Source organism: Thiomonas sp. TH-17 (genome assembly GCF_057473305.1).
Genome location: NZ_JBYCKI010000242.1, coordinates 1 through 19,419, shown reverse-complemented (window position 1 = coordinate 19,419; position 19,419 = coordinate 1). Strand labels below are relative to the sequence as shown.

The following is a 19,419-nucleotide window of genomic DNA, read 5'->3' as shown; positions in this document are numbered from 1 at the left end:
TCGCGGGTGCGCGATCTGTTCGAGCGCGCCCTGCGCGATATCGAAAACTGGGACCGCTCAGCCATCGCCCAGCTCGACAGTCAGGTGCGCGAGCGCAAGAAGCAACTCAACCGCCGACTCACCACGCTGCAACGCATCGAAGACACCAAAGACAGCCTGCACGACCGTATTGACGAATTGCAGAAGCAAATCGCCCAGATCGACGTGCTGCAACGCGGGCTGAGCGATCAGATTCGTCGCTTGATCGCCGCGTAAACGCTCGCCGCGAAGGGCTGGCACAATGCGGCGCTCAATTCGTTTGAGCGCCGCTGCCCCGCAGTGTCGATCTGCCCACCGTGCCCGATCCAGCCCCAGCCGCCCCCCACAGCCTCTCAGCGCCAGCTCTGCCGCATTTCGCCAGCCGCCTGGTGCGCTGGCAGCGCCAGCACGGGCGGCACGATCTGCCCTGGCAGGTGCGCGATCCCTACCGGGTCTGGTTGTCGGAGATCATGCTGCAGCAAACGCAGGTCGCCACGGTCATCGATTACTACGCGCGTTTCACCGCCCTGTTCCCCACGGTTCAGGCGCTCGCCGCGGCGCCTGAAGATGCCGTGCTGGCGGTCTGGAGCGGGCTGGGCTACTACCAGCGCGCCCGCAATCTGCACCGGTGTGCACAGATCGTGGTCGAAATGCATGGCGGCGCGTTCCCGCAAACGGCGGAAAGCCTCGCCACGCTGCCGGGCATCGGCCCCTCCACGGCGGCGGCGATTGCCGCGTTCTGCTTCGACGAGCGCGCCGCCATTCTCGACGGCAATGTGCAGCGCGTGCTCTGCCGCAGTCACGGCATCGACGATCCGGTTCCCACAACGGCCACCACGCGCAAGCTCTGGTCGCTCGCGCGCAGCCTGCTGCCCGAGGCGCAAGACATCGCCGCCTACACGCAGGGGCTGATGGATCTGGGCGCCACCGTGTGCAAGCCGCGCCAGCCCGCCTGCACCGAATGTCCTTTTGCCACGGATTGCCGCGCCCATTTGGCGGGTGATCCGCAGCGCCTGCCCGTACGCAAGGCGGCGCGCAAAAGCCGCCCGCAGCGCAGCACTGTCATGCTCTGGTTGCGCAACTCGCCGGACGGTCTTTGCTGGCTGGAAAAGCGCCCGCAACTGGGCCTCTGGCCAGGGCTGTGGAGCCTGCCGCAATTCGATGCGCCCGAGCAGGCGCTGCAGTTCGCCGCGCAGATCGGGCAGGTGATCGGCCAGAGAGAATTGGCGCCGTTTCGCCATGCGTTCACCCATTTCGAGCTGACCGTGCGCCCCTTGCTCGTCGACGTCCAAGCCCAGCCCAGGGCCGCGGAGCCACAGGGCCAATGGCTCGACCTTGAACACGCCGCGCAGCTGGGGCTGCCCGCGCCAGTTCGCAGCCTGTTGCTGCAGCAAGTTCCGCCTGCTGACGCTCCACCCCCGGCCGTGCTGCACGAATGAACGGGGCAGACGACGACATCACGTTGTTCGGCGTCGATTTCAGCAGTGCGCCCAATCGGCGCAAACCCATCGTGATCGCGCGGGGACGGCTGGATCAAGAACCATCGCACACCGTGATCCTCCAGGACTTCAACCGGCTCGACACGCTGGCGTCGTTCGGTCAGTGGCTACAGACACCCGGCCCCTGGATCGGCGCCTTCGACCTGCCGTTCGGCCTGCCGCGCGAGTTGATCGACACTCTGCGCTGGCCCGGCCATCGGCAAGACGAAGCCCCACTGCCTTGGGAGCGGCTGATCTCGCATCTGCGCCACCAGAGCCGCGCGCAACTGCGCGAAGTCTTCCGCAGCTTTTGTGCCGCCCGCCCTGCAGGGGCGAAATTCGCCCACCGCGCCTGCGATCAGCCCGCGGGGTCTTCGCCGTCGATGAAATGGGTGAATCCGCCCGTCGCCTGGATGCTGCACGCGGCAGCGCCTTTGCTGCTCGATGCGGGGGTCACGCTGCCGGGTCTGCGCGGTGGCGATCCGCTGCGTGTGGCGCTCGAAGCCTATCCGGGCCATGCCGCCCGTGCCGTTCTGGGGCGGCGCAGCTACAAAAGTGATGCCCCCGCGAAGCAGACCGCCGAACGTGAAGCCGCGCGCGACTTCCTGCTGGCGTCGATGGAAAGCGGGCGTCACCCGCTGGACATCCGTCTGCAGTGCTCCGATGAACAGCGTAATCACATGCGGCTCGACGCGCGCGGCGACACGCTGGACGCTGCGCTCTGCCTGATGCAGGCAGCGTGGGCCTGCCTGAGGCGGCATCGAGGCTATGGACTTCCGGACGCCATCGACCCGGCCGAAGGATGGATCGTTAGCGTGCCTCAGCCCTGAGCTACGACAAACCCCTGCGCCTCAAAAATCAGACGATGGCCAGATGCCCGGTATCGCTGCCAATGTCGGCATTGCGGGCGCGCTTGCTGTCGAGTTTGATGCGCAGCCGCAGATCGTTGACCGAATCGGCGTTGCGCAGCGCATCCTCGTAGCTGATCTTCTCGGCATCGAACAACTCGAATAGCGACTGATCGAAGGTCTGCATACCCAGCTCGCGCGACCGCCGCATCACGTCCTTGATCTCGGTGAGCTTGCCTTCGAAGATCTGATCGGCGATCAGCGGCGAATTGATCATGACCTCCACCGCGGCCACGCGCCCCTTGCCGGTTTGCAGGGGCACCAGCCGCTGCGACACCAGCGCCCGCAGATTGAGCGACAAGTCCATCAGCAGTTGCGCGCGCCGTTCTTCGGGGAAGAAATTGATGATGCGATCGAGCGCCTGGTTGGCGTTGTTGGCGTGTAGCGTGGCCAGCACCAGGTGACCGGTTTCGGAAAACACGACCGCGTGCTCCATGGTCTCGCGGTCGCGGATTTCGCCCATCAGAATGACGTCGGGCGCCTGACGCAGGGTGTTCTTGAGCGCGGCCCCCCAACTGTCGGTGTCGAGCCCGACTTCACGCTGGGTCACGATGCAGTTCTTGTGCGGATGCACGAACTCGATGGGGTCTTCCACCGTGATGATGTGGCCGTGCGAATTTTCGTTGCGGAAATCGAGCATGGCGGCCATCGAGGTCGATTTGCCCGAGCCCGTGGCGCCGACAAAAATGATGAGACCGCGCTTGTGCATCGCCAGCGTCTTGAGCACTGGCGGCAATTCCAGGCTATCGATGGACGGCAAGTCTTGCGGGATCTGCCGCAGCACGATGCCCACCTTGCCCTGCTGGATGAAGGCATTGCAGCGGAAGCGGCTGAGCCCGGCCGGGGAGATGGCGAAGTTGCACTCTTTGGTGCGCTCGAACTCGGCCGACTGCTTGTCGTTCATGATCGAGCGCGCCAGCGCCAGCGTGTGCTGGCTGCTGAGCGCCTGCGACGACAGCTTGGAGACGGCGCCATCGACCTTGATCGCCGGCGGAAAATCGGCCGTGAGAAACAGATCCGAGCCGCCCCGGCTGATCATCAGCTTGAGCAGATCGTTGATGAATTTTGAAGCCTGATCACGATCCATACGCCCCCCAGCGCTTGTTCATGTTTTGAATACGGTGGTTCATGCCGCCAGCCGCGCGCATCAACCGCCGGGCGAAGTCGCGGCGACCCGCGCACTGAGCTTGCGCAGCCGCAGCGACAAACGGCGCGCCAGCGAGCCGATGAGACGGCAGGCCGCAGCCGGGTCTTGCGCAATCATGCGGTCGAGATCGCTGGCTTCGAGCACCGCAATCTCGCTGTCCGTCAGCGTCGTGCAGTACGACCAGCGCGGCGCGGCGTCAACCAGCGACATCTCACCCAGCATGCTGCCTGCGCGCACTTCGGTGAGGCGCAGTCTGTCGCCCCAGGGTTGCATGCGATCGACCGCCACCGCGCCGCGCAGCAGAACGACCATGAAGCTGCCCGTCTCGCCCTGCGCAATGAGATCGGCACCCGCCTTGACGGTGTAGAAATGAAAGTACTTGACGCAGCGCTCCAGGTCGGCGGGCGTCAGGCCGGCCATGTATTTGTCTTGCTGCCAGAGTTCGAGCAGGCGCTGGCCGCCGGTGCTGCGAGACAGCTTGGTCACACCGATCTCGGCCGAGCGCTGCGACCAATCGACCACAGACTCCAGGCTGGAGACTTCTGCGTCATGGAAGCCGGTCGTGAAGAACTGAGACTCGGGCGCATCGTCCACCCCGTCTTTGCGCGAACCGGCGCGGAGTTTGTCGAATAGTTTCATGGCCTGCTGGGTGCGAGTGGGAAGGGAGTGCGGAGTGTGTAATGCAGTGCGGATTGCGCAGATAGTGCGTCTGGGCCGGCTCAGGCGCCGGGGAAGTTTTCGGGCTGCTTGGCCTTGGTGCGCGCTTCGGTGGCGGAGATCATGTTGCGCTTGACCAGATCGGCCAGATTCTGGTCGAGGGTCTGCATGCCGAAAGACTGGCTGGTCTGGATCATGGAATACATCTGCGCAATCTTGTTCTCGCGGATCAGATTGCGGATGGCCGGCGTGCCGATCATGATTTCGTGCGCCGCCACCCGGCCGGAACCGTCTTTTTTCTTGCACAGCGTCTGCGAGATCACGCCGATCAGGGCTTCCGACAGCATGGCGCGCACCATTTCCTTTTCTTCCGCCGGGAACACGTCGACGATACGGTCGATGGTCTTGGGCGCCGACGAGGTGTGCAGGGTGGCGAACACCAGGTGGCCGGTTTCGGAAGCGGTGAGCGCCAAGCGGATGGTTTCGAGGTCGCGCATTTCGCCCACCAGAATCGCGTCCGGGTCTTCGCGCAGCGCCGAGCGCAGCGCATTGGAAAAGCTCAGGGTATGCGGCCCGACTTCGCGCTGATTGATGAGCGCCTTTTTGGACTGGTGCACAAACTCGATGGGGTCTTCGATGGTGAGGATGTGGCCGTACTCGGTCTCGTTGTAATGATTGATCATCGCCGCCAGGGTGGTCGACTTGCCCGAACCCGTCGGCCCGGTCACCAGCACCAGACCGCGCGGCTTGAGCGCCAGATCGGCGAAGATTTTCGGTGCGTTGAGATCGTCGAGGGTAAGCACCTTGCTCGGAATGGTGCGGAAGACCGCACCGGCGCCGCGCGCCTGGTTGAAGGCATTGACCCGGAAGCGCGCCAGTTGCGGCACCTCGAAGGAGAAGTCGACCTCGAGGAACTCCTCGTAATGCTTGCGCTGCGAATCGCTCATGATGTCGTACACCATGGCGTGCACCGCCTTGTGGTCGAGCGGCTCGACGTTGATGCGCCGCACGTCGCCGTGCACGCGGATCATGGGCGGCAGCCCCGCCGAGAGGTGCAGATCGGAGGCGTCGTTCTTGACGCTGAATGCGAGCAGTTGTGTGATATCCAAGCGATGTCTCCCCCGAGCAAGCTTGTGCGTGACGGTGCGTCAGCTATTCGACTATCGATTGGGCTATCTTAAGGTCAGAACGACGGTTTCCCGCAATTCGGCGGGTCGACCGGTGTGGAATTGTTGTATCAATCCAGATTTTGTTGGCCCATGTCCCTCGCCTCCCCTCTCGCCCAGCCTCTGTCCACGGTGCGCCAGCGCATCGCACAAGCCGCCGCAGCAGCCGGGCGCGATCCGCGATCCGTCGCCCTGCTGGCGGTGTCCAAAACCTTTCCCGCAGAAGACATCGCCCGCGCCGCCGCACTCGGGCAAACCGATTTCGGCGAGAACTATGTGCAGGAAGCGGTGGACAAGATCGCCACGCTGCGCCCGGACTGGCCCGCGCTGCAATGGCATTTCATCGGCCCGCTGCAAAGCAACAAGACCCGCGACGTCGCCGAACATTTCGACTGGGTGCACAGCATCGACCGCCTCAAGCTGGCCCAGCGTCTGAGCGACCAGCGGCCCGCCGAACGGGCGCCGCTGCAGGTCTGCATCCAGGTCAATGTGGATGGCGAGACCACCAAAAGCGGCGTGCGGCCGGAAGACGCATCAGCGCTGGCCGCAGCCGTGGCCGGCCTGCCCCGGATGCGTCTGCGCGGGTTGATGTGCATTCCCGAGCCCAAAGCCGACGCCGCCGCACAACGTGCGCCCTTCGCCCGGCTACGCGAGCTGCGCGACGCCATCGCCGCCGAGCACGGTCTGACGCTCGATACGCTGTCCATGGGCATGAGCGCCGATCTTGAGGCGGCGATTCTGGAAGGCGCCACCATCGTGCGCGTAGGTTCCGCGATTTTCGGTGCACGCCGCCCTTCCGCCTGAGCTGCAGCGGGGCGTCTCAGCTCGTCCTGCGCAAGCCGGTCAACCCCCGACCTCTGCGAACCGCGTCGGCCAGTTGGCCAAGGACGGTCAACGTGGGCTCCCAGCCGATGCAGCCATCGGTGATGCTCTGCCCGTACTGCAGCGCCGACAGATCCGCCGTGAGCGCCTGCTTGCCCTCGACCAGATGGCTCTCCAGCATGATGCCGAGAATGTGGCGGCGGCCCGCGGCGATCTGCGCACCGATCTCGGCCGCCACCTGCGGCTGGCGCCGATAGTCGCTGCGGCTGTTGGCATGGCTGCAGTCGATCATCACCCGGCCGGGCAGATCGGCCGCCTGCAGCGCTGCCACGGCTGCGTCCACACTGGCGGCATCGAAATTCGGCCCCGCGTCGCCGCCCCGCAGGACGAGGTGGCAATCGGCATTGCCGGTCGTGGTGATCACCATGGCCCGGCCGTCGAGTGAGATGGAAGGAAATCGGTGAGATTGCGCCGCCACCACGATGGCGTCCACCGCCGTCTGCAGCTTGCCGCTGGTCGGGTTCTTGAACCCCAGCGGGGCCGACAGCGCCGAGGCCATCTGCCGATGCAGCGGGCTTTCGGTGGTGCGGGCGCCGATGGCGCCCCAGCTCAGCAGCTCGGCGTAGTACTGCGGCGTGACCAGATCGAGAATCTCAGAAGCGGCCGGAACGCCCAGCTGCGCGCATTCCACCAGCAGGCCTCTCGCCTTGAGCAAACCCTTGTGAAGGTCGCCGCGGCCGTCCAGATCGGGGTCGTAGATCATGCCCTTCCAGCCCAGACGGGTGCGGGGCTTCTCGAAATACACCCGCATCACCAGAAACAAGGCATCGTCGAAGCGCGAGGCCACCTCGCGCAGACGCCGCGCGTACTCAATCGCCGCCGCGGTGTCATGGATGGAGCAAGGCCCGACGACGACCATCAGCCGGTCGTCATCGCCCCGCACGATGTCGTGCACCGTCTGGCGCGCGCGGGCGACGACCTGCGCCTGGGCCTCGCTGACGGGCACTTCGGCCCGCAATTCGTTCGGCGTGGGCAACAGCTCTTCCCGCGCAATGTGGAGATCGGCGATACGCGTCGACATGGCCATCCTTGAATGAGAAATTCCTAAGAAGCTAGACCAGGCTCCGCAGATCGGGCAGCCCGGCCTTGGCAGCCTGCTGCGCCAGTTGCTGGGCCGCCGCACCGTCTACGCGAGTCAGCTCGGTCAGCACCCGCAACCAGAGCGCAGGCTGCTGAGGCAGCGGCGCGCAATAGAGCAGGTCGCCGCCCCGCTGCACCGCCAGAACCGGAAAATTGGGCGGCTCGTAGTCGCCCAGCGCATCGGCGCGATCCTCCACGTCGATCCAGGCCCAGCGCACCACGAGATCGGGCGGCAGTTGCGCCGCCAGCGCGTCGAAGCCCTCACGCCAGTCGCGGCAGATGCCGCACCACTGCGCGCACAGACAGGCTACGAGCAGCGGCTCCATCACCGGCGGGCGGTTTACCGCAGCGCCTTGAAGCGCAGGCGGTGCGGCCGTGCGCCCTCCTCGCCCAGACGGCGCTTCTTGTCGGCCTCGTATTCCTGATAGTTGCCGGAAAAGAACGTCCACTGCGAATCGCCCTCGGCCGCGAGGATGTGGGTGGCGATGCGGTCGAGGAACCAGCGGTCGTGGCTCGACACCATGATGCAGCCCGCGAACTCGAGCAGCGCATCTTCGAGCGCGCGCAGGGTTTCGACGTCGAGGTCGTTGGAAGGCTCATCGAGCAGCAGCACGTTGCCGCCGGAAATCAGGGTCTTGGCCAGATGCAGCCGCCCACGCTCCCCGCCGGAGAGTTTGCCCACGATCTTCTGCTGATCGCCGCCCTTGAAATTGAACCGCCCGCAGTAGGCGCGCGAGGGCACCTGGAATTTGCCCACATTGAGAATGTCCAGCCCGTCGGAAATCGCTTCCCACACCGTCTTGTCGTCGGGCAGAGCCTCGCGGCTCTGGTCTTCGTACACCAGCTTGACCGTGGGCCCGACCGTGATCTCGCCGGCATCGGGTTTGTCCTTGCCCGCAATCATGCGGAACAGCGTGGACTTGCCCGCGCCGTTGGGGCCGATGACGCCGACGATGGCGCCCGGCGGCAGCTTGAAGCTCAAGTTCTCGATCAACAGCCGCTCGCCGTGCGCCTTGCGCACGTTCTTGAACTCGATGACCTCATTGCCCAGGCGATCGGCCACGGGGATGAAAATCTCGTTGGTCTCGTTGCGCTTCTGGTACTCGATACTCGACAGCTCTTCGAACCGCGCCATGCGCGCCTTGCTTTTGGACTGGCGCCCTTTCGGGTTTTGCCGCACCCACTCCAATTCCTGCTTCATGGTCTTGAGGTGAGACGCCTCGCTGCGCGACTCCTGCTCCAGCCGCGCTTCCTTCTGCTCCAGCCAGTTGCTGTAATTGCCCTTGAACGGAATGCCCGAACCGCGGTCGAGTTCGAGAATCCACTCGGCCGCGTTGTCGAGGAAATAGCGGTCGTGGGTCACGGCCACCACGGTGCCCGCGAAGCGGTGCAGGAACTGCTCCAGCCAGTCCACGCTCTCGGCGTCGAGGTGGTTGGTGGGCTCGTCGAGCAGCAGCATATCGGGCTTGGAGAGCAACAGACGGCACAGCGCCACGCGGCGCTTCTCACCGCCAGACAGCGGGCCGACAATCGCGTCCCAAGCCGGCAGACGCAGTGCATCGGCGGCCACTTCCATCTGCAGATCGGTGTTGTCGCCCTCGCCCGCGGCGATGATGGCTTCGAGCTGCGCCTGCTCTTCCGCCAGCTTGTCGAAGTCGGCATCGGCGTCGCCGTATTCCACATACACCTCTTCCAGCCGTTTCTTGGCGGCGAGCACACCGCCCAGGCCCTCTTCCACCGCCTCGCGCACGGTCTGCGCCGGATCGAGCTGCGGCTCTTGCGGCAGGTAGCCGATGCGCAAGCCCGCCATCGGCATGGCTTCGCCTTCAATGTCGGTATCCACCCCGGCCATAATCTTGAGCAGGGTTGACTTGCCCGAACCATTCAGGCCAAGCACGCCAATCTTGGCGCCGGGGAAAAAACTCAGTGAAACGTCCTTGAGAATCTGACGCTTGGGCGGGACGATCTTGCCGACCCGGTTCATGGTGAAAACGTATTGAGCCATCTGTGTTTCAGACCTGTTTTAGAGAAGACTGCGCGCCCGCATCCCATGGGGCAAACCGCTATTGTCGCTGCAAGGCCACGGTCATGACGCGCAGCAGCATGAATTCCATTACCATAGCGCCCAGCGGTCATGTCCAGTCTCCCAGCCGCAGTCACTTTTGACTCCTGCCGAGCCTCTCGGCCCACTCCATCTGTTGCAGACTGGCGCGCTTCTTCAAGCGCGGTGGCAGAGTCCTGGATCGGTTCACACACCGCTCCCGAAAGTTTTTCACATGTCTTTTCAAGATCTGGGCTTGATCGAGCCCCTCGTGCGCGCTGTTGCCGAACAAGGCTACACCGAGCCCACTCCCATTCAACTCCAGGCCATTCCGGTTGTGCTCGCAGGCCATGACCTGCTGGCCGCCGCGCAAACCGGCACCGGCAAAACGGCGGGCTTCACCCTGCCCATGCTGCAGCGCCTGGGCGGCGGCGAACCCGCCCGCAACGCCAAGGGCAAGGTCATTCCTCGCGCCCTGATCCTCACCCCCACCCGCGAACTTGCCGCGCAGGTGCACGAGAACCTGGCCGCCTACGGGCGACATCTCAAACTGCACAGCATGGCGATGTATGGCGGCGTGGGCATGCAGCCGCAGATCAACGCCCTGGCGCGCGGCATGGACATCGTGGTGGCCACGCCCGGCCGCCTGCTTGACCACCAAAGCCAGCGCAATATCGACCTGTCCGCCGTGCAAATGCTGGTGCTCGACGAAGCCGACCGCATGCTCGACATGGGCTTCGTGCACGACATGCGCCGCATCGTCGCCCTGCTGCCCAAGCAACGTCAAAACCTGCTGTTCTCCGCCACCTTCTCTGAAGAAATCAAGCGGCTGGCCGGTGACTTTTTGGTCAACCCGCAGCAGGTTGCGGTCGCACGCCAGAACGCCACTGCCGACCTGGTCGAACAGATCGTGTTCCCGGTCGACCGCGAGCGCAAGCGCGACATGCTGGTCCACCTCATCCGCGAACGCAACTGGCCGCAGACCCTGGTGTTCACCCGCACCAAGCACGGTGCCAACCGCCTGGCCGAACAGCTCGACAAGGACGGCATCGTCGCCACTGGTTTTCACGGCAACAAAACCCAGTCTGCACGCCTGCGCGCCTTGGCCGATTTCAAAAGCGGCAAGCTGCAGGTTCTGGTGGCCACCGACATCGCCGCGCGCGGCATCGACATCGACCAGCTTCCGGTCGTGGTGAACTACGAACTGCCCAACATCCCCGAAGACTACGTGCATCGCATCGGCCGCACCGGCCGCGCGGGTAGCAACGGGCAAGCCATTTCGCTGGTCTGCGTGGACGAGCTCGGCTTCCTGCGCGACATCGAGAAGTTGGTGCGCAACCCCATCACGCAGGAAGTCATTCCCGGCTTCGAGCCCGACCCCAACGCCAAGGCCCAGCCCATCGTCATGGGCCGCACCGTGCTGCACGGCGGCGAACGTCGCGGCGGCAATGGCGGAGGCGGCGCAGGCGGTGGCCAAGGTCAACGCCGCAACGGTGCAAGCGCAGGTAATCGCAGCGCAAGCCGCAACGGCCCCGGTCATGGCCAGGGGCGCGCCCAGACACCCGCCAGCGCCAAACCGCAAGGCCAGCGCCAATCGGGCAACGGCAACAAATCAGCTGGCGCATCCACTGCCGCAGGCGGCCTGCCACCGGAACGCCGTGCCGATTCCTGGCAAAGCACGCCGTGGGTCGAACTTGACCTGCCTCCGCACATGCGCAACGGCCAGGGCCGTGGACGCCGCCCTTCTGGCGGTGGACAAGCTGCTGGCTTCGGCGGCCAGCGCCGCCAGGGCGGGGGTCAGCGCACTCGCTGACGCAGGAATTGCGATCGAGCAATTCCTCGGGACTCGCTCGGTCGCATTTGCGTCGTAGGGGATTTTTCGGGACATAGCATTTCGCGCATCTGTCTCGATTCATCGGAGTTTCGCGCATGTTCAAGTCCCCGCTTCATCATCTCAGCGTCATGGCGCTGGTCGAAGGCTCGTCGCTCATCGCCCTGGTGCTGCTGGCCGTGCCGCTGAAGTACGCGGCAGATTGGCCTGCGGGCGTGAAAATCATCGGGCCGATTCACGGTGCTCTGTTCATCTGGGCCACGATCGCACTGGTGGTGACGCTCTCGCGCGGGCAGCTCTCGCCCTTGCGCAGCCTGGGCGTTTTCCTCGCCTCGCTCATTCCGTTTGGCGGTCTGTGGTCGCACCGCATGATGCGTCGCCAACTCGACAAAGCGCCTGCGGCAGCAGTCTGAGCGACTGCGCTACTGCAGAGTCAATCGCACCGCCCCGCTGTGGGTGAAGGGTATCTGCAGCATCGTCTGGCCGATCTCGGCTGTCCCCTGAATCACGTAGCGCACCGTGCCGTCCGACGGCAGGGTAGCGATGAGGCTCAGCAGTGTTGCGCTGTTGACCTCGACCTGCACCGGAACCTGCGCCTGCTGCTGCGCTGCGATGGTGACGGGCGCGGTGCTCACGCCCTGCGCCACGTCCAGGCCGTTGAACTGGATCTGAAACCGCAGTTTCTGCAGCGGCAGGGCCAGACCCCCAGTGTTGCGAATATTCAGGGTGAGATCGAGGATGGCGGTTGCGCCTTGCAGGGCGATGCTGTCCACACTGCGAATCGACACCTCCGGCGCCACGGCGGCTTGCTGGGCCTGCGCAGGCGGCGAGGCGAACAGGGTCGCCGCGCACATCAGTGCGGGCAGCAAACCTCGCCAGTTTCTGATCAGCCGCAGCACCATCAATGTCCGGCGAAATCCACCAGGGTGAACAGCGGCAGGCCTGCATCGCGCAGCATTTGCGATCCGCCGAGTTCGGGCAGATCGACGATGGCCGCGCCTTCGATCACGCTGGCCCCGAGCTTTTCGAGCAGACGCTTGCCGGCCATCATGGTGCCGCCGGTGGCGATGAGGTCGTCGATGAGCAGCACGCAATCGCCCGGCCGCACCGCGTCGGTGTGAATTTCCACCGTGGCGCTGCCGTATTCCAGCTCGTACTCCTCGGACACCGTGTCGAAAGGCAGCTTGCCCTTCTTGCGAATGGGCACGAAACCGATATTCAGTTCGTAGGCGATGACGGCGCCGAGAATGAAACCGCGCGCGTCGATGCCCGCCACCACGTCCGGGCGCAGATCGGGGGCCATGTAGCGGTGCACGAACTGGTCGATGAGCACGCGGAACACCCGCGGGTTCTGCAGCAGCGGCGTGATGTCGCGGAATTGCACGCCGGGCGACGGCCAGTCGGGCACGGTGCGGATGTGTTGGCGCAGATAGTCGATGACATTCATGTGTGAGCCCATTCAACAAAGGAAATTCAGGTCGCCGCCTCGTCGCCAAAGACGTCGTGGTACGACGCAAACGACGCACCCGACAGCACGGGAAACAACACCAGCAGGCCGAGACCGAACGGCAACATGGCCACGATGGAAATCGGCAGCAGCAACACGGTGAACAAGGTAATGGGCGCCAGATTGGCGAGCCCGGCCCGCACCGACAGCTTGACCGCGTTCCACGGACTGACGCCCCCGAGCGCCACCAGCGTATTGACGAACCAGAACGCCACGCTGAACAGATAGAGTGCCAGCAGAACCAAGAGCAGCAAGGTCATGAGCGAACCCGCCAAGGCGCCCACACCTGCGACCATGCCTACGCCGGGGGTCATGACTTTGGCAAACGCGCCAAAGCTGGCCAGCCCCAGGCCGAACATCGCGCCCAGCCCCATCACGATCACTGCGCCGATCACCCCACCCAGCGCGAGCACCAGCAGGGAGACCAGCAGCAGCGGGCCGATGCGGCCGGTCCACCTCTGCGTGGTCGACGACAGCGTGCCTTCATTTTTGGGTTCGACAGGCATGCCTTGTGGCGTCATCGTTCGCGCCTGCGCCGCCCGCTTGCGAAGCAGCGCCGCAAAGATCACGCCGAAAGCCAGCAGCGGCAGACTCAGCCATTGCGAAAGCAGCCCGCCCATCGGCAACTCGCCCAACAGCCACAGCAGCACGAGCAGCGCCACGGCCAGGCCCAGCCAGGGCAGCGGCGCCTGCATGAAACTGCGCCAGCCATCCATCCACCAGCGCAGGCCGAATCCGGCGGGAACGCGGCGAAACGCGGGGTCTGGAACGATGAGATCGGTGGAGGTCATGGCGGGCCACAGGGAATGAAGACGGCCCATTATCCGACGCCGATCTGAAGCACTACCGGGCAATATCCTCCAGCCGCCGTTGTGTCACTCGCGGCCCCATGATGACGATGACCAGCGCCACGCCAACCATCGCCGCGGCGATGAAGGTGAACACGCCAACGTCGCCCGAGGTCTTGAGCAGATCGGCGATGACAAAGCCGGTGAACACCGCGCTGATGCGGCTGAACGAATAGACAAAGCCCACTGCCCGCGCCCGGATGCGCGTGGGGTAAAGCTCGCTCTGGTAAGCGTGGAAGGCGTAACTCATGATGTTGTTGAAAAACGCCACCGCAATGCCGAACACAATGATCGCGGCCGCCCCTTGCGCATGGGCGAACAGCAGGCCAAACAACGCCACGGCCAGCGCGGGCACGGCGATCAGCCATTTACGCTCGAAACGGTCGCCGAATGAGGCGCCGATGAGGGACGAAATCGGATAGGCGAAGGCGATGATGAAGGTATAGAGCAGCGACTTCGGAATGTCGAAGCCCTTGGCGATGAGATAGGTCGGCGCCCAACTGGCAAAGCCGTAGTAGCCCACGGTCTGCAGAATGTTGAACAGAATCAGCATCGCCGTGCGTTTGCGATACACGCCTTCCCATATCTCGCCCCAGCGCGCCTTGACGTGCTCGACATCGCCCACAAAGCCCTTCGGCTCGGGCAGAGGCTGACCGGTTTCGCGTTCCACCTGCTTTTCGATGCGGCTGAGAATCGCGTCAGCCGCGTGATGACGACCCTTGTCTTCCAGCCAGCGCGGCGACTCGGGCAGGCGCAGCCGGATGAACCAGATGACGATGGCGCCCAGCGCCCCGATGATGGCCACCCAGCGCCAGCCATCGAGCCCCGCAATCTGATGCGGCACCAGCAGCCATCCCAGAAATGCGACCACCGGTACGGCGCTGAAAGTGATGAACTGATTCATCGCGAAATACGTGCCCCGCTTGGCCTGCGGCGCCAGTTCCGAGACATAGGTGTCGATGTTGACCATCTCCAGGCCGATGCCTATGGAGGCGATGAAGCGCCAGATGTCGATATTCATCGCGGTCTGCTGAAACGCCATGATGAGGGTGGCGACGCAATACCAGAGCAAGGCCCAGGTATAGACCGAACGCCGCCCATACCGGTCGGACAGCCAGCTCACGAACAGCGTGCCCACCCACAAACCGAGAAACAAGGCCGCAACAAAGCTGGCAATACCCTGAAAGCCGAACAGCCCTTTGGTGGTCGCGGTGAACACCCCGCTTTTGAACAAGCCGGGCGCGATATAAGCGGTCAGGAACAGGTCGTAAAACTCGAACAGCCCGCCCAGCGAGAGCAGGATGACCATATTGCGCACGGTCTTCGAGGGAGGGAGGCGGTCGATGCGCGCCGCGATGGTGGGCGCGCCGTGGTGGCCGGGACGGGGGCCTTCAGACGCTTCAGCGCCGACGGGCGCCGGGATGGTGCTCATGCTTGTCTCCTGTATTTATCGTTCCTCCATGATGGATGGAAAAAACAGGAGACGGGGTGTCGAAATGTGACTTGGCGTGAAGCGTTGCTTCAGGACCTATTCACGCTATTTATCCCCCGCGCTGGGCTGCAACACGCTGGCACCGGGCTGTTTGAGCAGTTGCGCCCATTCCTCGAGTTCGCGCGGCTCGCCGAACAGATAGCCCTGCATGCTTTGCAGGCCCATGCCGTGCAGCGCCTGGGCGCATTCGCGCGTCTCCACGCCCTCGGCGACCACGTTGATCGACAGGCGTCGGGAGATATCGACGAGTCCGCGCACGATTTCCGCGTTGCGCACGTCCTTGGTCACATCCGCCGTGAAGCTGGCCGGAATCTTGATGTCGCTCGGATCGAGGATTTTGAGGTATTCGAACGAAGCGTAGCCCTCGCCGAAATCGTCCATCGCCACCCGCACGCCCGACTTGCGCAGCGACTGCACATTGCGCGCCACGCTGGGAAAGGCCGGAATGGCGCGGCGCTCGGTCACCTCGACCATCAGACGCTCGGGCGCCCAGGCGTAGCGCTGCAAGGTGCTGTTGATGTGCTCGATCAGCGCCGGATCGCCAATTTGATCGGCCTCGATATTGACCGAGATATAGCCGTTCCAGCCCGTCCAGTTGGACAGCACCCGCGCCTCGGAGATGGCTTCTTCCATCACCCAGAAAAACAGCTCGCTGGTCTGTGCCGGGGTCAGTTGCGGCAGAAACATCAGCGGGGAATGCCGCTTCGGTGCATCTTCCGCACGCCAGCGGAACAACACCTCCAGCCCGATGACCTGGCCCGCCGGGAAACTCACCTGCGGCTGATAAACCAGTGCCGGAGCCCCCGCTCCCGCATGTGCGGCAATCTCAGAAAAAACGTCGCGTTCCACGATGAAGGTGCCGCTTAGTCGTTGTTGAAGATAGTTATTGAAAGTACCAAGCCTGAATATTTCCCGCAGGTTAGCATGGGTTTTGAAACACTCAAATCTGGATTTACAAATTCTGTGCTCTCTGACAACAACGCGCGCGATCGATGCCAGCGCGCACGACACCATGACCTCCTCCCGCCAACCCCGCCCCCGTACCGCCGCCCTTGCCCAAGCCCTTCCCGACAGTTCGCAGACCGGCCCGAGCTACCGCGTATCGGTTGCCGATGCACTCGCGCACCAGTTTTCGGTCGAGCTCGACCTGCCCCACCCTGAACCCGCGGGGCAGGAGTTCTGGCTCCCGGTCTGGATTCCCGGCAGCTATCTGGTGCGCGAGTTCGCCCGCCATGTCTTGCAGGTGCAGGCCTGGTGCGCCGACAAGCCCATCGCACTACACAAGATCGCCAAGAACCGCTGGCGCGCCTCCCCCTGCAACGGGCCGCTGCGGCTGCGCTACTTGGTGTATGCCTTCGATCTCTCGGTGCGCACGGCCTACCTCGATACCCAGCGCGGTTTTTTCAACGCCAGCAGCCTGCTGCTCGCAGCCGCTGGGCGCGAGCAGCAGCCGCACACCGTCACCCTCGCCTGCCCCGACTTCGCACCGCAATGGACGCTGGCCACCACCTTGCCTGCGGCTCAATGCGACGCCAATGGCTTCGGCAGCCGACGCGCGGCAAACTACGACGCGCTGATCGACCATCCCGTTGAAATGGGTGAACTGCTGCGGCTGGAGTTCAGTGCCGGCGGGGCCCCGCATGCCATGGTCATTGCCCAAGGTCATCTGCCGCGCGACACCACCGTGGATACCCGGCGGCTGGCGCGCGACCTCAAGCGCATCTGCAGTGCGCAGATCGCCCTGTTCGAGCCCCGCAGCAAGCACGCACCGTTTGCAGAGTATCTGTTCATGGTCGCACCGACCGCCGAGGGCTACGGCGGGCTGGAACATGCCGACAGCACCGCCCTGATGTGCGCCCGCCGCAGCCTGCCGCATCCGCGCTTGCAAGGCGCCGACAGCGACTACCGCGACTTTCTCGGTCTGTGCAGCCACGAATACTTCCACGCCTGGAACGTCAAGCGCATCAAGCCGCAGGCCTTCACGCCGTACGACCTGGAAGGCGAAAACCCCACCACCCTGCTGTGGCTGTTCGAGGGTTTCACCGCGTATTACGACGATCTGATGGTGTTGCGCGCGGGGCTGATCACACCGCAGCAGTACCTCGACGGCCTGGCCCGCACCCTCGGCGCGGTGCAGCGCACGCCCGGGCGTCAGGTTCAAAGCGTGGCCGAAGCCAGCTTCGATGCCTGGACCAAGTATTACCGCCCGGATGAAAACACCACCAACACCACGGTGAGCTACTACCAGCTCGGCGCGCTGGTGGCCTTGTCCATCGACCTGCGGCTGCGCCGCGAGAGCCGGGCCACGCTGGACGACGTGATGCGCCTGTTGTGGACGCGCTATGGCCGCGCCGACGCGCCGCTGCGCGCAGAAGGCGTGGCCGAAGACGCCCTGCCCGCGCTGCTCAAGGAAGTGAGCGGCCTCGACTGGCGCGCCTTCTTCCGTCGCCATGTTCACGGAACTGAACTGCCCCCCGTCAAGGCCCAGTTCGCAGACTTCGGCATTCAATGGACCTCGCAGCAAGACACTCCGCTCGACGCGCTGGGGCTGGCCGCGCAGGAGCAGGCCGGCGGCTGGCTGAGCGTGCAGCGCGTGCGCAACGGCGGCTGGGCCGAACGCGCCGGGCTGGCCGCTGGCGATCTGCTGCTCACGCTGGACAGCGAGCGGGCGCGCAAAAGCGTGATCGAGCGCCGCCACACGCAGGCCCGCGCGGGCGACGTGTGGCGTCTCACCTGGCTGCGGCAAGACCTGGAGCAGCACAGCGAAACGCCCTGGTTTGCGCTGCCCGACAGCCGCGTGCAACTGCGCCTGACCGACAAACCTCGCACCGCGCAGCGCCAACTTCTGAGCGCCTGGATGGGCGCCGCACTGTGACGCACAATGCTCTTGAATGACCCTTTAGGAGATGCCCATGGAGACCCCTGACGACGCCACCGTCCTCACCGAAACCCGAGGCCACGTCGGCCTCATCACCCTCAATCGCCCCAAGCAACTCAACGCCCTGAACGACGCCCTGATGGACGCGCTGGGCGACGCGCTGAAAGCATTTGACGCCGATCCAGCCATCGGCTGCATGATCGTCACCGGCAGCGACAAGGCGTTTGCCGCCGGGGCCGACATCTCCGCCATGGCGATGAAGACCTTTCCCGCCAGCTACACCGAAGACTTCATCACCCGCAACTGGGAAGCGATGATGCAGACTCGCAAACCAGTGATTGCCGCCGTTCGCGGCTTCGCGCTGGGCGGGGGCTGCGAGCTGGCGATGATGTGCGATCTCATCGTGGCCGCCGACAACGCCCAATTCGGTCAGCCCGAAATCAAACTCGGCATCATTCCCGGCGCAGGCGGCACCCAGCGCCTGACACGCGCCGTGGGCAAAGCCAAGGCCATGGATCTGATCCTCACCGGCCGGATGATGGACGCGCTTGAGGCCGAGCGCAGCGGTCTGGTCGCGCGGGTCGTGCCGTTGGAGCACGTACTCACTGAAGCCGTGGCGATGGCCGAAACCATTGCCGGCTTCTCGCAGCCTTCGGTGCTCATGGCCAAGGAGAGCGCGAACCGCGCGTTTGAATCGTCGCTGTCCGAAGGTTTGCGTTTCGAGCGTCGGCTGTTTCAGTCGCTGTTCGCCACGGCCGACCAGAAGGAAGGCATGGCGGCTTTCCTGGAAAAACGAAAACCGCTTTTCACGAACAAATGATGCGCTATACTGCGCGGCTTGTTTTCGTGTTGGCGCTTTAGCTCAGCCGGTTAGAGCGACGGAATCATAATCCGCAGGTCCGGGGTTCGAGTCCCTGAAGCGCCACCATCATTTTTCAGCCTGAATCGTTTTTTCGTAGGCTTCTCGTTTGCACCCTGTTTTCACCCCATGCGCCGAATTTCGTGGGCGCTGATCCAAGCCCATGCAGAATTGCCTGGGCTTTTTTGTTTTGCGCGCCAAGTGAACCGTTGTTTGTCCAAGGAGTCGGCCATGAAACATCAACCGTTGCTGCGTCGGATGGCGCTTGGGGCGGCGCTGTGCCTGGGCGGCCTGGGCGCGGCTCACGCGCAGATGAATTACCCGATGGGCAGTCTGCAGGGCCAGGCGACGTTTGGCGCGTTTCCGAACGTCAGCATCAACTGCACCGATTACACCCTCGGCCCAGGCGCGCGCGTGATCAGCCCGCTAAACCGCATCATTCCCCGCAACCAGCTCAACGGACTACAGGCCCCGGTGGTATTTCAGACCGACGCGATGGGCAATGTGTTTCGCGTGTGGCTGGTGAGCAATACCGCGGCCAGCCAGCTTCAGTTGCCCAAGGCGCCGGGACAGTGCGGGCTGTTTTTCAGCAATTGACGGACGCTTCCATCGTGACGAAAAAGGTCT

The 19,419-nt window shown here is 64.3% G+C and carries 19 protein-coding genes, 1 tRNA gene and 1 pseudogene; 10 read left to right on the top strand and 11 right to left on the bottom strand.

Annotation, left to right across the window (positions count from 1 at the left end; genetic code table 11):
- The 3 genes and pseudogenes from AC2VLV_RS14240 to AC2VLV_RS14230 form a co-directional block, all read left to right on the top strand.
- Positions 1-255 (top strand): annotated as a pseudogene (locus AC2VLV_RS14240) (dynamin family protein); the annotation flags it as partial.
- Between the two features lie 80 nt (positions 256-335).
- Positions 336-1,457 carry an A/G-specific adenine glycosylase gene (mutY, locus tag AC2VLV_RS14235; RefSeq protein ID WP_486990605.1) on the top strand — a complete coding sequence of 374 codons (1,122 nt, stop codon included), beginning with the start codon at positions 336-338 and terminating at the stop codon, positions 1,455-1,457.
- Positions 1,454-2,326 (top strand): DUF429 domain-containing protein, encoded by an 873-nt coding sequence (locus AC2VLV_RS14230; protein ID WP_486990604.1) that lies wholly within the window; start codon positions 1,454-1,456, stop codon positions 2,324-2,326. Before mutY ends, AC2VLV_RS14230 begins: the two co-directional genes overlap by 4 nt.
- A gap of 28 nt (positions 2,327-2,354) precedes the next feature.
- Here AC2VLV_RS14230 and AC2VLV_RS14225 read toward each other — a convergent pair whose 3' ends face one another.
- The 3 genes from AC2VLV_RS14225 to AC2VLV_RS14215 form a co-directional block, all read right to left on the bottom strand.
- Complete coding sequence (locus AC2VLV_RS14225) at positions 2,355-3,491, bottom strand: PilT/PilU family type 4a pilus ATPase (protein WP_486990603.1); 1,137 nt, start codon at positions 3,489-3,491, stop codon at positions 2,355-2,357.
- A 60-nt stretch (positions 3,492-3,551) separates the two neighbouring features.
- Positions 3,552-4,190, bottom strand: coding sequence for a Crp/Fnr family transcriptional regulator (locus AC2VLV_RS14220; RefSeq protein ID WP_486990602.1), 639 nt, complete (start codon positions 4,188-4,190; stop codon positions 3,552-3,554).
- A gap of 80 nt (positions 4,191-4,270) precedes the next feature.
- Complete coding sequence (locus tag AC2VLV_RS14215; RefSeq protein WP_486990601.1) at positions 4,271-5,317, bottom strand: type IV pilus twitching motility protein PilT; 1,047 nt, start codon at positions 5,315-5,317, stop codon at positions 4,271-4,273.
- Positions 5,318-5,467: 150 nt separating this feature from the next.
- On the opposite strand from AC2VLV_RS14215, the gene AC2VLV_RS14210 reads away from it, so the two are divergent.
- Complete coding sequence (locus tag AC2VLV_RS14210; RefSeq protein ID WP_486990600.1) at positions 5,468-6,178, top strand: YggS family pyridoxal phosphate-dependent enzyme; 711 nt, start codon at positions 5,468-5,470, stop codon at positions 6,176-6,178.
- A 16-nt stretch (positions 6,179-6,194) separates the two neighbouring features.
- Here AC2VLV_RS14210 and AC2VLV_RS14205 read toward each other — a convergent pair whose 3' ends face one another.
- Genes AC2VLV_RS14205 through ettA form a run of 3 tightly spaced genes read right to left on the bottom strand, consistent with a single transcriptional unit; the run spans position 6,195 to position 9,341 of the window.
- Entirely contained in the window at positions 6,195-7,277 is a 1,083-nt protein-coding gene (locus tag AC2VLV_RS14205; protein ID WP_486990599.1) for a 3-deoxy-7-phosphoheptulonate synthase, read from the bottom strand.
- 31 nt (positions 7,278-7,308) lie between these two features.
- Complete coding sequence (locus AC2VLV_RS14200; protein WP_486990598.1) at positions 7,309-7,662, bottom strand: thioredoxin domain-containing protein; 354 nt, start codon at positions 7,660-7,662, stop codon at positions 7,309-7,311.
- Positions 7,663-7,676: 14 nt separating this feature from the next.
- Positions 7,677-9,341, bottom strand: a complete 1,665-nt coding sequence (gene ettA / locus AC2VLV_RS14195; protein ID WP_486990597.1) for an energy-dependent translational throttle protein EttA — start codon at positions 9,339-9,341, stop codon at positions 7,677-7,679.
- A 271-nt stretch (positions 9,342-9,612) separates the two neighbouring features.
- On the opposite strand from ettA, the gene AC2VLV_RS14190 reads away from it, so the two are divergent.
- Positions 9,613-11,190: a DEAD/DEAH box helicase gene (locus AC2VLV_RS14190; protein WP_486990596.1), complete on the top strand. Its 1,578-nt coding sequence runs from the start codon at positions 9,613-9,615 to the stop codon at positions 11,188-11,190.
- 116 nt (positions 11,191-11,306) lie between these two features.
- Positions 11,307-11,621 carry a DUF3817 domain-containing protein gene (locus tag AC2VLV_RS14185; RefSeq protein WP_276706009.1) on the top strand — a complete coding sequence of 105 codons (315 nt, stop codon included), beginning with the start codon at positions 11,307-11,309 and terminating at the stop codon, positions 11,619-11,621.
- 9 nt (positions 11,622-11,630) lie between these two features.
- On the opposite strand, the gene AC2VLV_RS14180 is transcribed toward AC2VLV_RS14185, so the two are convergent.
- From AC2VLV_RS14180 to AC2VLV_RS14160, 5 genes are all read right to left on the bottom strand, one after another.
- Complete coding sequence (locus tag AC2VLV_RS14180) at positions 11,631-12,107, bottom strand: LEA type 2 family protein (protein ID WP_486990595.1); 477 nt, start codon at positions 12,105-12,107, stop codon at positions 11,631-11,633.
- 2 nt (positions 12,108-12,109) lie between these two features.
- Complete coding sequence (locus AC2VLV_RS14175; RefSeq protein ID WP_486990594.1) at positions 12,110-12,655, bottom strand: adenine phosphoribosyltransferase; 546 nt, start codon at positions 12,653-12,655, stop codon at positions 12,110-12,112.
- Between the two features lie 26 nt (positions 12,656-12,681).
- Positions 12,682-13,506 (bottom strand): hypothetical protein, encoded by an 825-nt coding sequence (locus AC2VLV_RS14170; RefSeq protein ID WP_486990593.1) that lies wholly within the window; start codon positions 13,504-13,506, stop codon positions 12,682-12,684.
- A 52-nt stretch (positions 13,507-13,558) separates the two neighbouring features.
- Positions 13,559-14,995, bottom strand: coding sequence for an MFS transporter (locus tag AC2VLV_RS14165; RefSeq protein WP_486990592.1), 1,437 nt, complete (start codon positions 14,993-14,995; stop codon positions 13,559-13,561).
- 105 nt (positions 14,996-15,100) lie between these two features.
- Positions 15,101-15,904 carry an EAL domain-containing protein gene (locus AC2VLV_RS14160; protein ID WP_486990591.1) on the bottom strand — a complete coding sequence of 268 codons (804 nt, stop codon included), beginning with the start codon at positions 15,902-15,904 and terminating at the stop codon, positions 15,101-15,103.
- 163 nt (positions 15,905-16,067) lie between these two features.
- Here AC2VLV_RS14160 and AC2VLV_RS14155 point away from each other — a divergent pair, with 163 nt between their 5' ends.
- The 4 genes from AC2VLV_RS14155 (at position 16,068) to AC2VLV_RS14140 (ending at position 19,389) form a co-directional block, all read left to right on the top strand.
- Complete coding sequence (locus tag AC2VLV_RS14155) at positions 16,068-17,930, top strand: M61 family metallopeptidase (protein ID WP_486990590.1); 1,863 nt, start codon at positions 16,068-16,070, stop codon at positions 17,928-17,930.
- A 37-nt stretch (positions 17,931-17,967) separates the two neighbouring features.
- The gene (locus tag AC2VLV_RS14150) at positions 17,968-18,753 is read left to right on the top strand and encodes an enoyl-CoA hydratase (RefSeq protein ID WP_486990589.1); all 786 of its coding nucleotides are present in this window, start codon (positions 17,968-17,970) and stop codon (positions 18,751-18,753) included.
- A gap of 31 nt (positions 18,754-18,784) precedes the next feature.
- Positions 18,785-18,861 (top strand) — tRNA-Met (locus AC2VLV_RS14145).
- A gap of 162 nt (positions 18,862-19,023) precedes the next feature.
- Positions 19,024-19,389 carry a hypothetical protein gene (locus tag AC2VLV_RS14140; RefSeq protein WP_486990588.1) on the top strand — a complete coding sequence of 122 codons (366 nt, stop codon included), beginning with the start codon at positions 19,024-19,026 and terminating at the stop codon, positions 19,387-19,389.
- Positions 19,390-19,419 lie beyond the last annotated feature (30 nt).

Bases quoted from the DNA above. Each gene is read 5' to 3' on its own strand.
- AC2VLV_RS14230 (WP_486990604.1), top strand. From the start codon at position 1,454: ATGAACGGGGCAGACGACGACATCACGTTGTTCGGCGTCGATTTCAGC.
- AC2VLV_RS14225 (WP_486990603.1), bottom strand. From the start codon at position 3,491: ATGGATCGTGATCAGGCTTCAAAATTCATCAACGATCTGCTCAAGCTG.
- AC2VLV_RS14220 (WP_486990602.1), bottom strand. From the start codon at position 4,190: ATGAAACTATTCGACAAACTCCGCGCCGGTTCGCGCAAAGACGGGGTG.
- AC2VLV_RS14210 (WP_486990600.1), top strand. From the start codon at position 5,468: ATGTCCCTCGCCTCCCCTCTCGCCCAGCCTCTGTCCACGGTGCGCCAG.
- AC2VLV_RS14205 (WP_486990599.1), bottom strand. From the start codon at position 7,277: ATGTCGACGCGTATCGCCGATCTCCACATTGCGCGGGAAGAGCTGTTG.
- AC2VLV_RS14200 (WP_486990598.1), bottom strand. From the start codon at position 7,662: ATGGAGCCGCTGCTCGTAGCCTGTCTGTGCGCGCAGTGGTGCGGCATC.
- ettA (WP_486990597.1), bottom strand. From the start codon at position 9,341: ATGGCTCAATACGTTTTCACCATGAACCGGGTCGGCAAGATCGTCCCG.
- AC2VLV_RS14190 (WP_486990596.1), top strand. From the start codon at position 9,613: ATGTCTTTTCAAGATCTGGGCTTGATCGAGCCCCTCGTGCGCGCTGTT.
- AC2VLV_RS14185 (WP_276706009.1), top strand. From the start codon at position 11,307: ATGTTCAAGTCCCCGCTTCATCATCTCAGCGTCATGGCGCTGGTCGAA.
- AC2VLV_RS14175 (WP_486990594.1), bottom strand. From the start codon at position 12,655: ATGAATGTCATCGACTATCTGCGCCAACACATCCGCACCGTGCCCGAC.
- AC2VLV_RS14170 (WP_486990593.1), bottom strand. From the start codon at position 13,506: ATGACCTCCACCGATCTCATCGTTCCAGACCCCGCGTTTCGCCGCGTT.
- AC2VLV_RS14165 (WP_486990592.1), bottom strand. From the start codon at position 14,995: ATGAGCACCATCCCGGCGCCCGTCGGCGCTGAAGCGTCTGAAGGCCCC.
- AC2VLV_RS14155 (WP_486990590.1), top strand. From the start codon at position 16,068: ATGACCTCCTCCCGCCAACCCCGCCCCCGTACCGCCGCCCTTGCCCAA.
- AC2VLV_RS14150 (WP_486990589.1), top strand. From the start codon at position 17,968: ATGGAGACCCCTGACGACGCCACCGTCCTCACCGAAACCCGAGGCCAC.
- AC2VLV_RS14140 (WP_486990588.1), top strand. From the start codon at position 19,024: ATGAAACATCAACCGTTGCTGCGTCGGATGGCGCTTGGGGCGGCGCTG.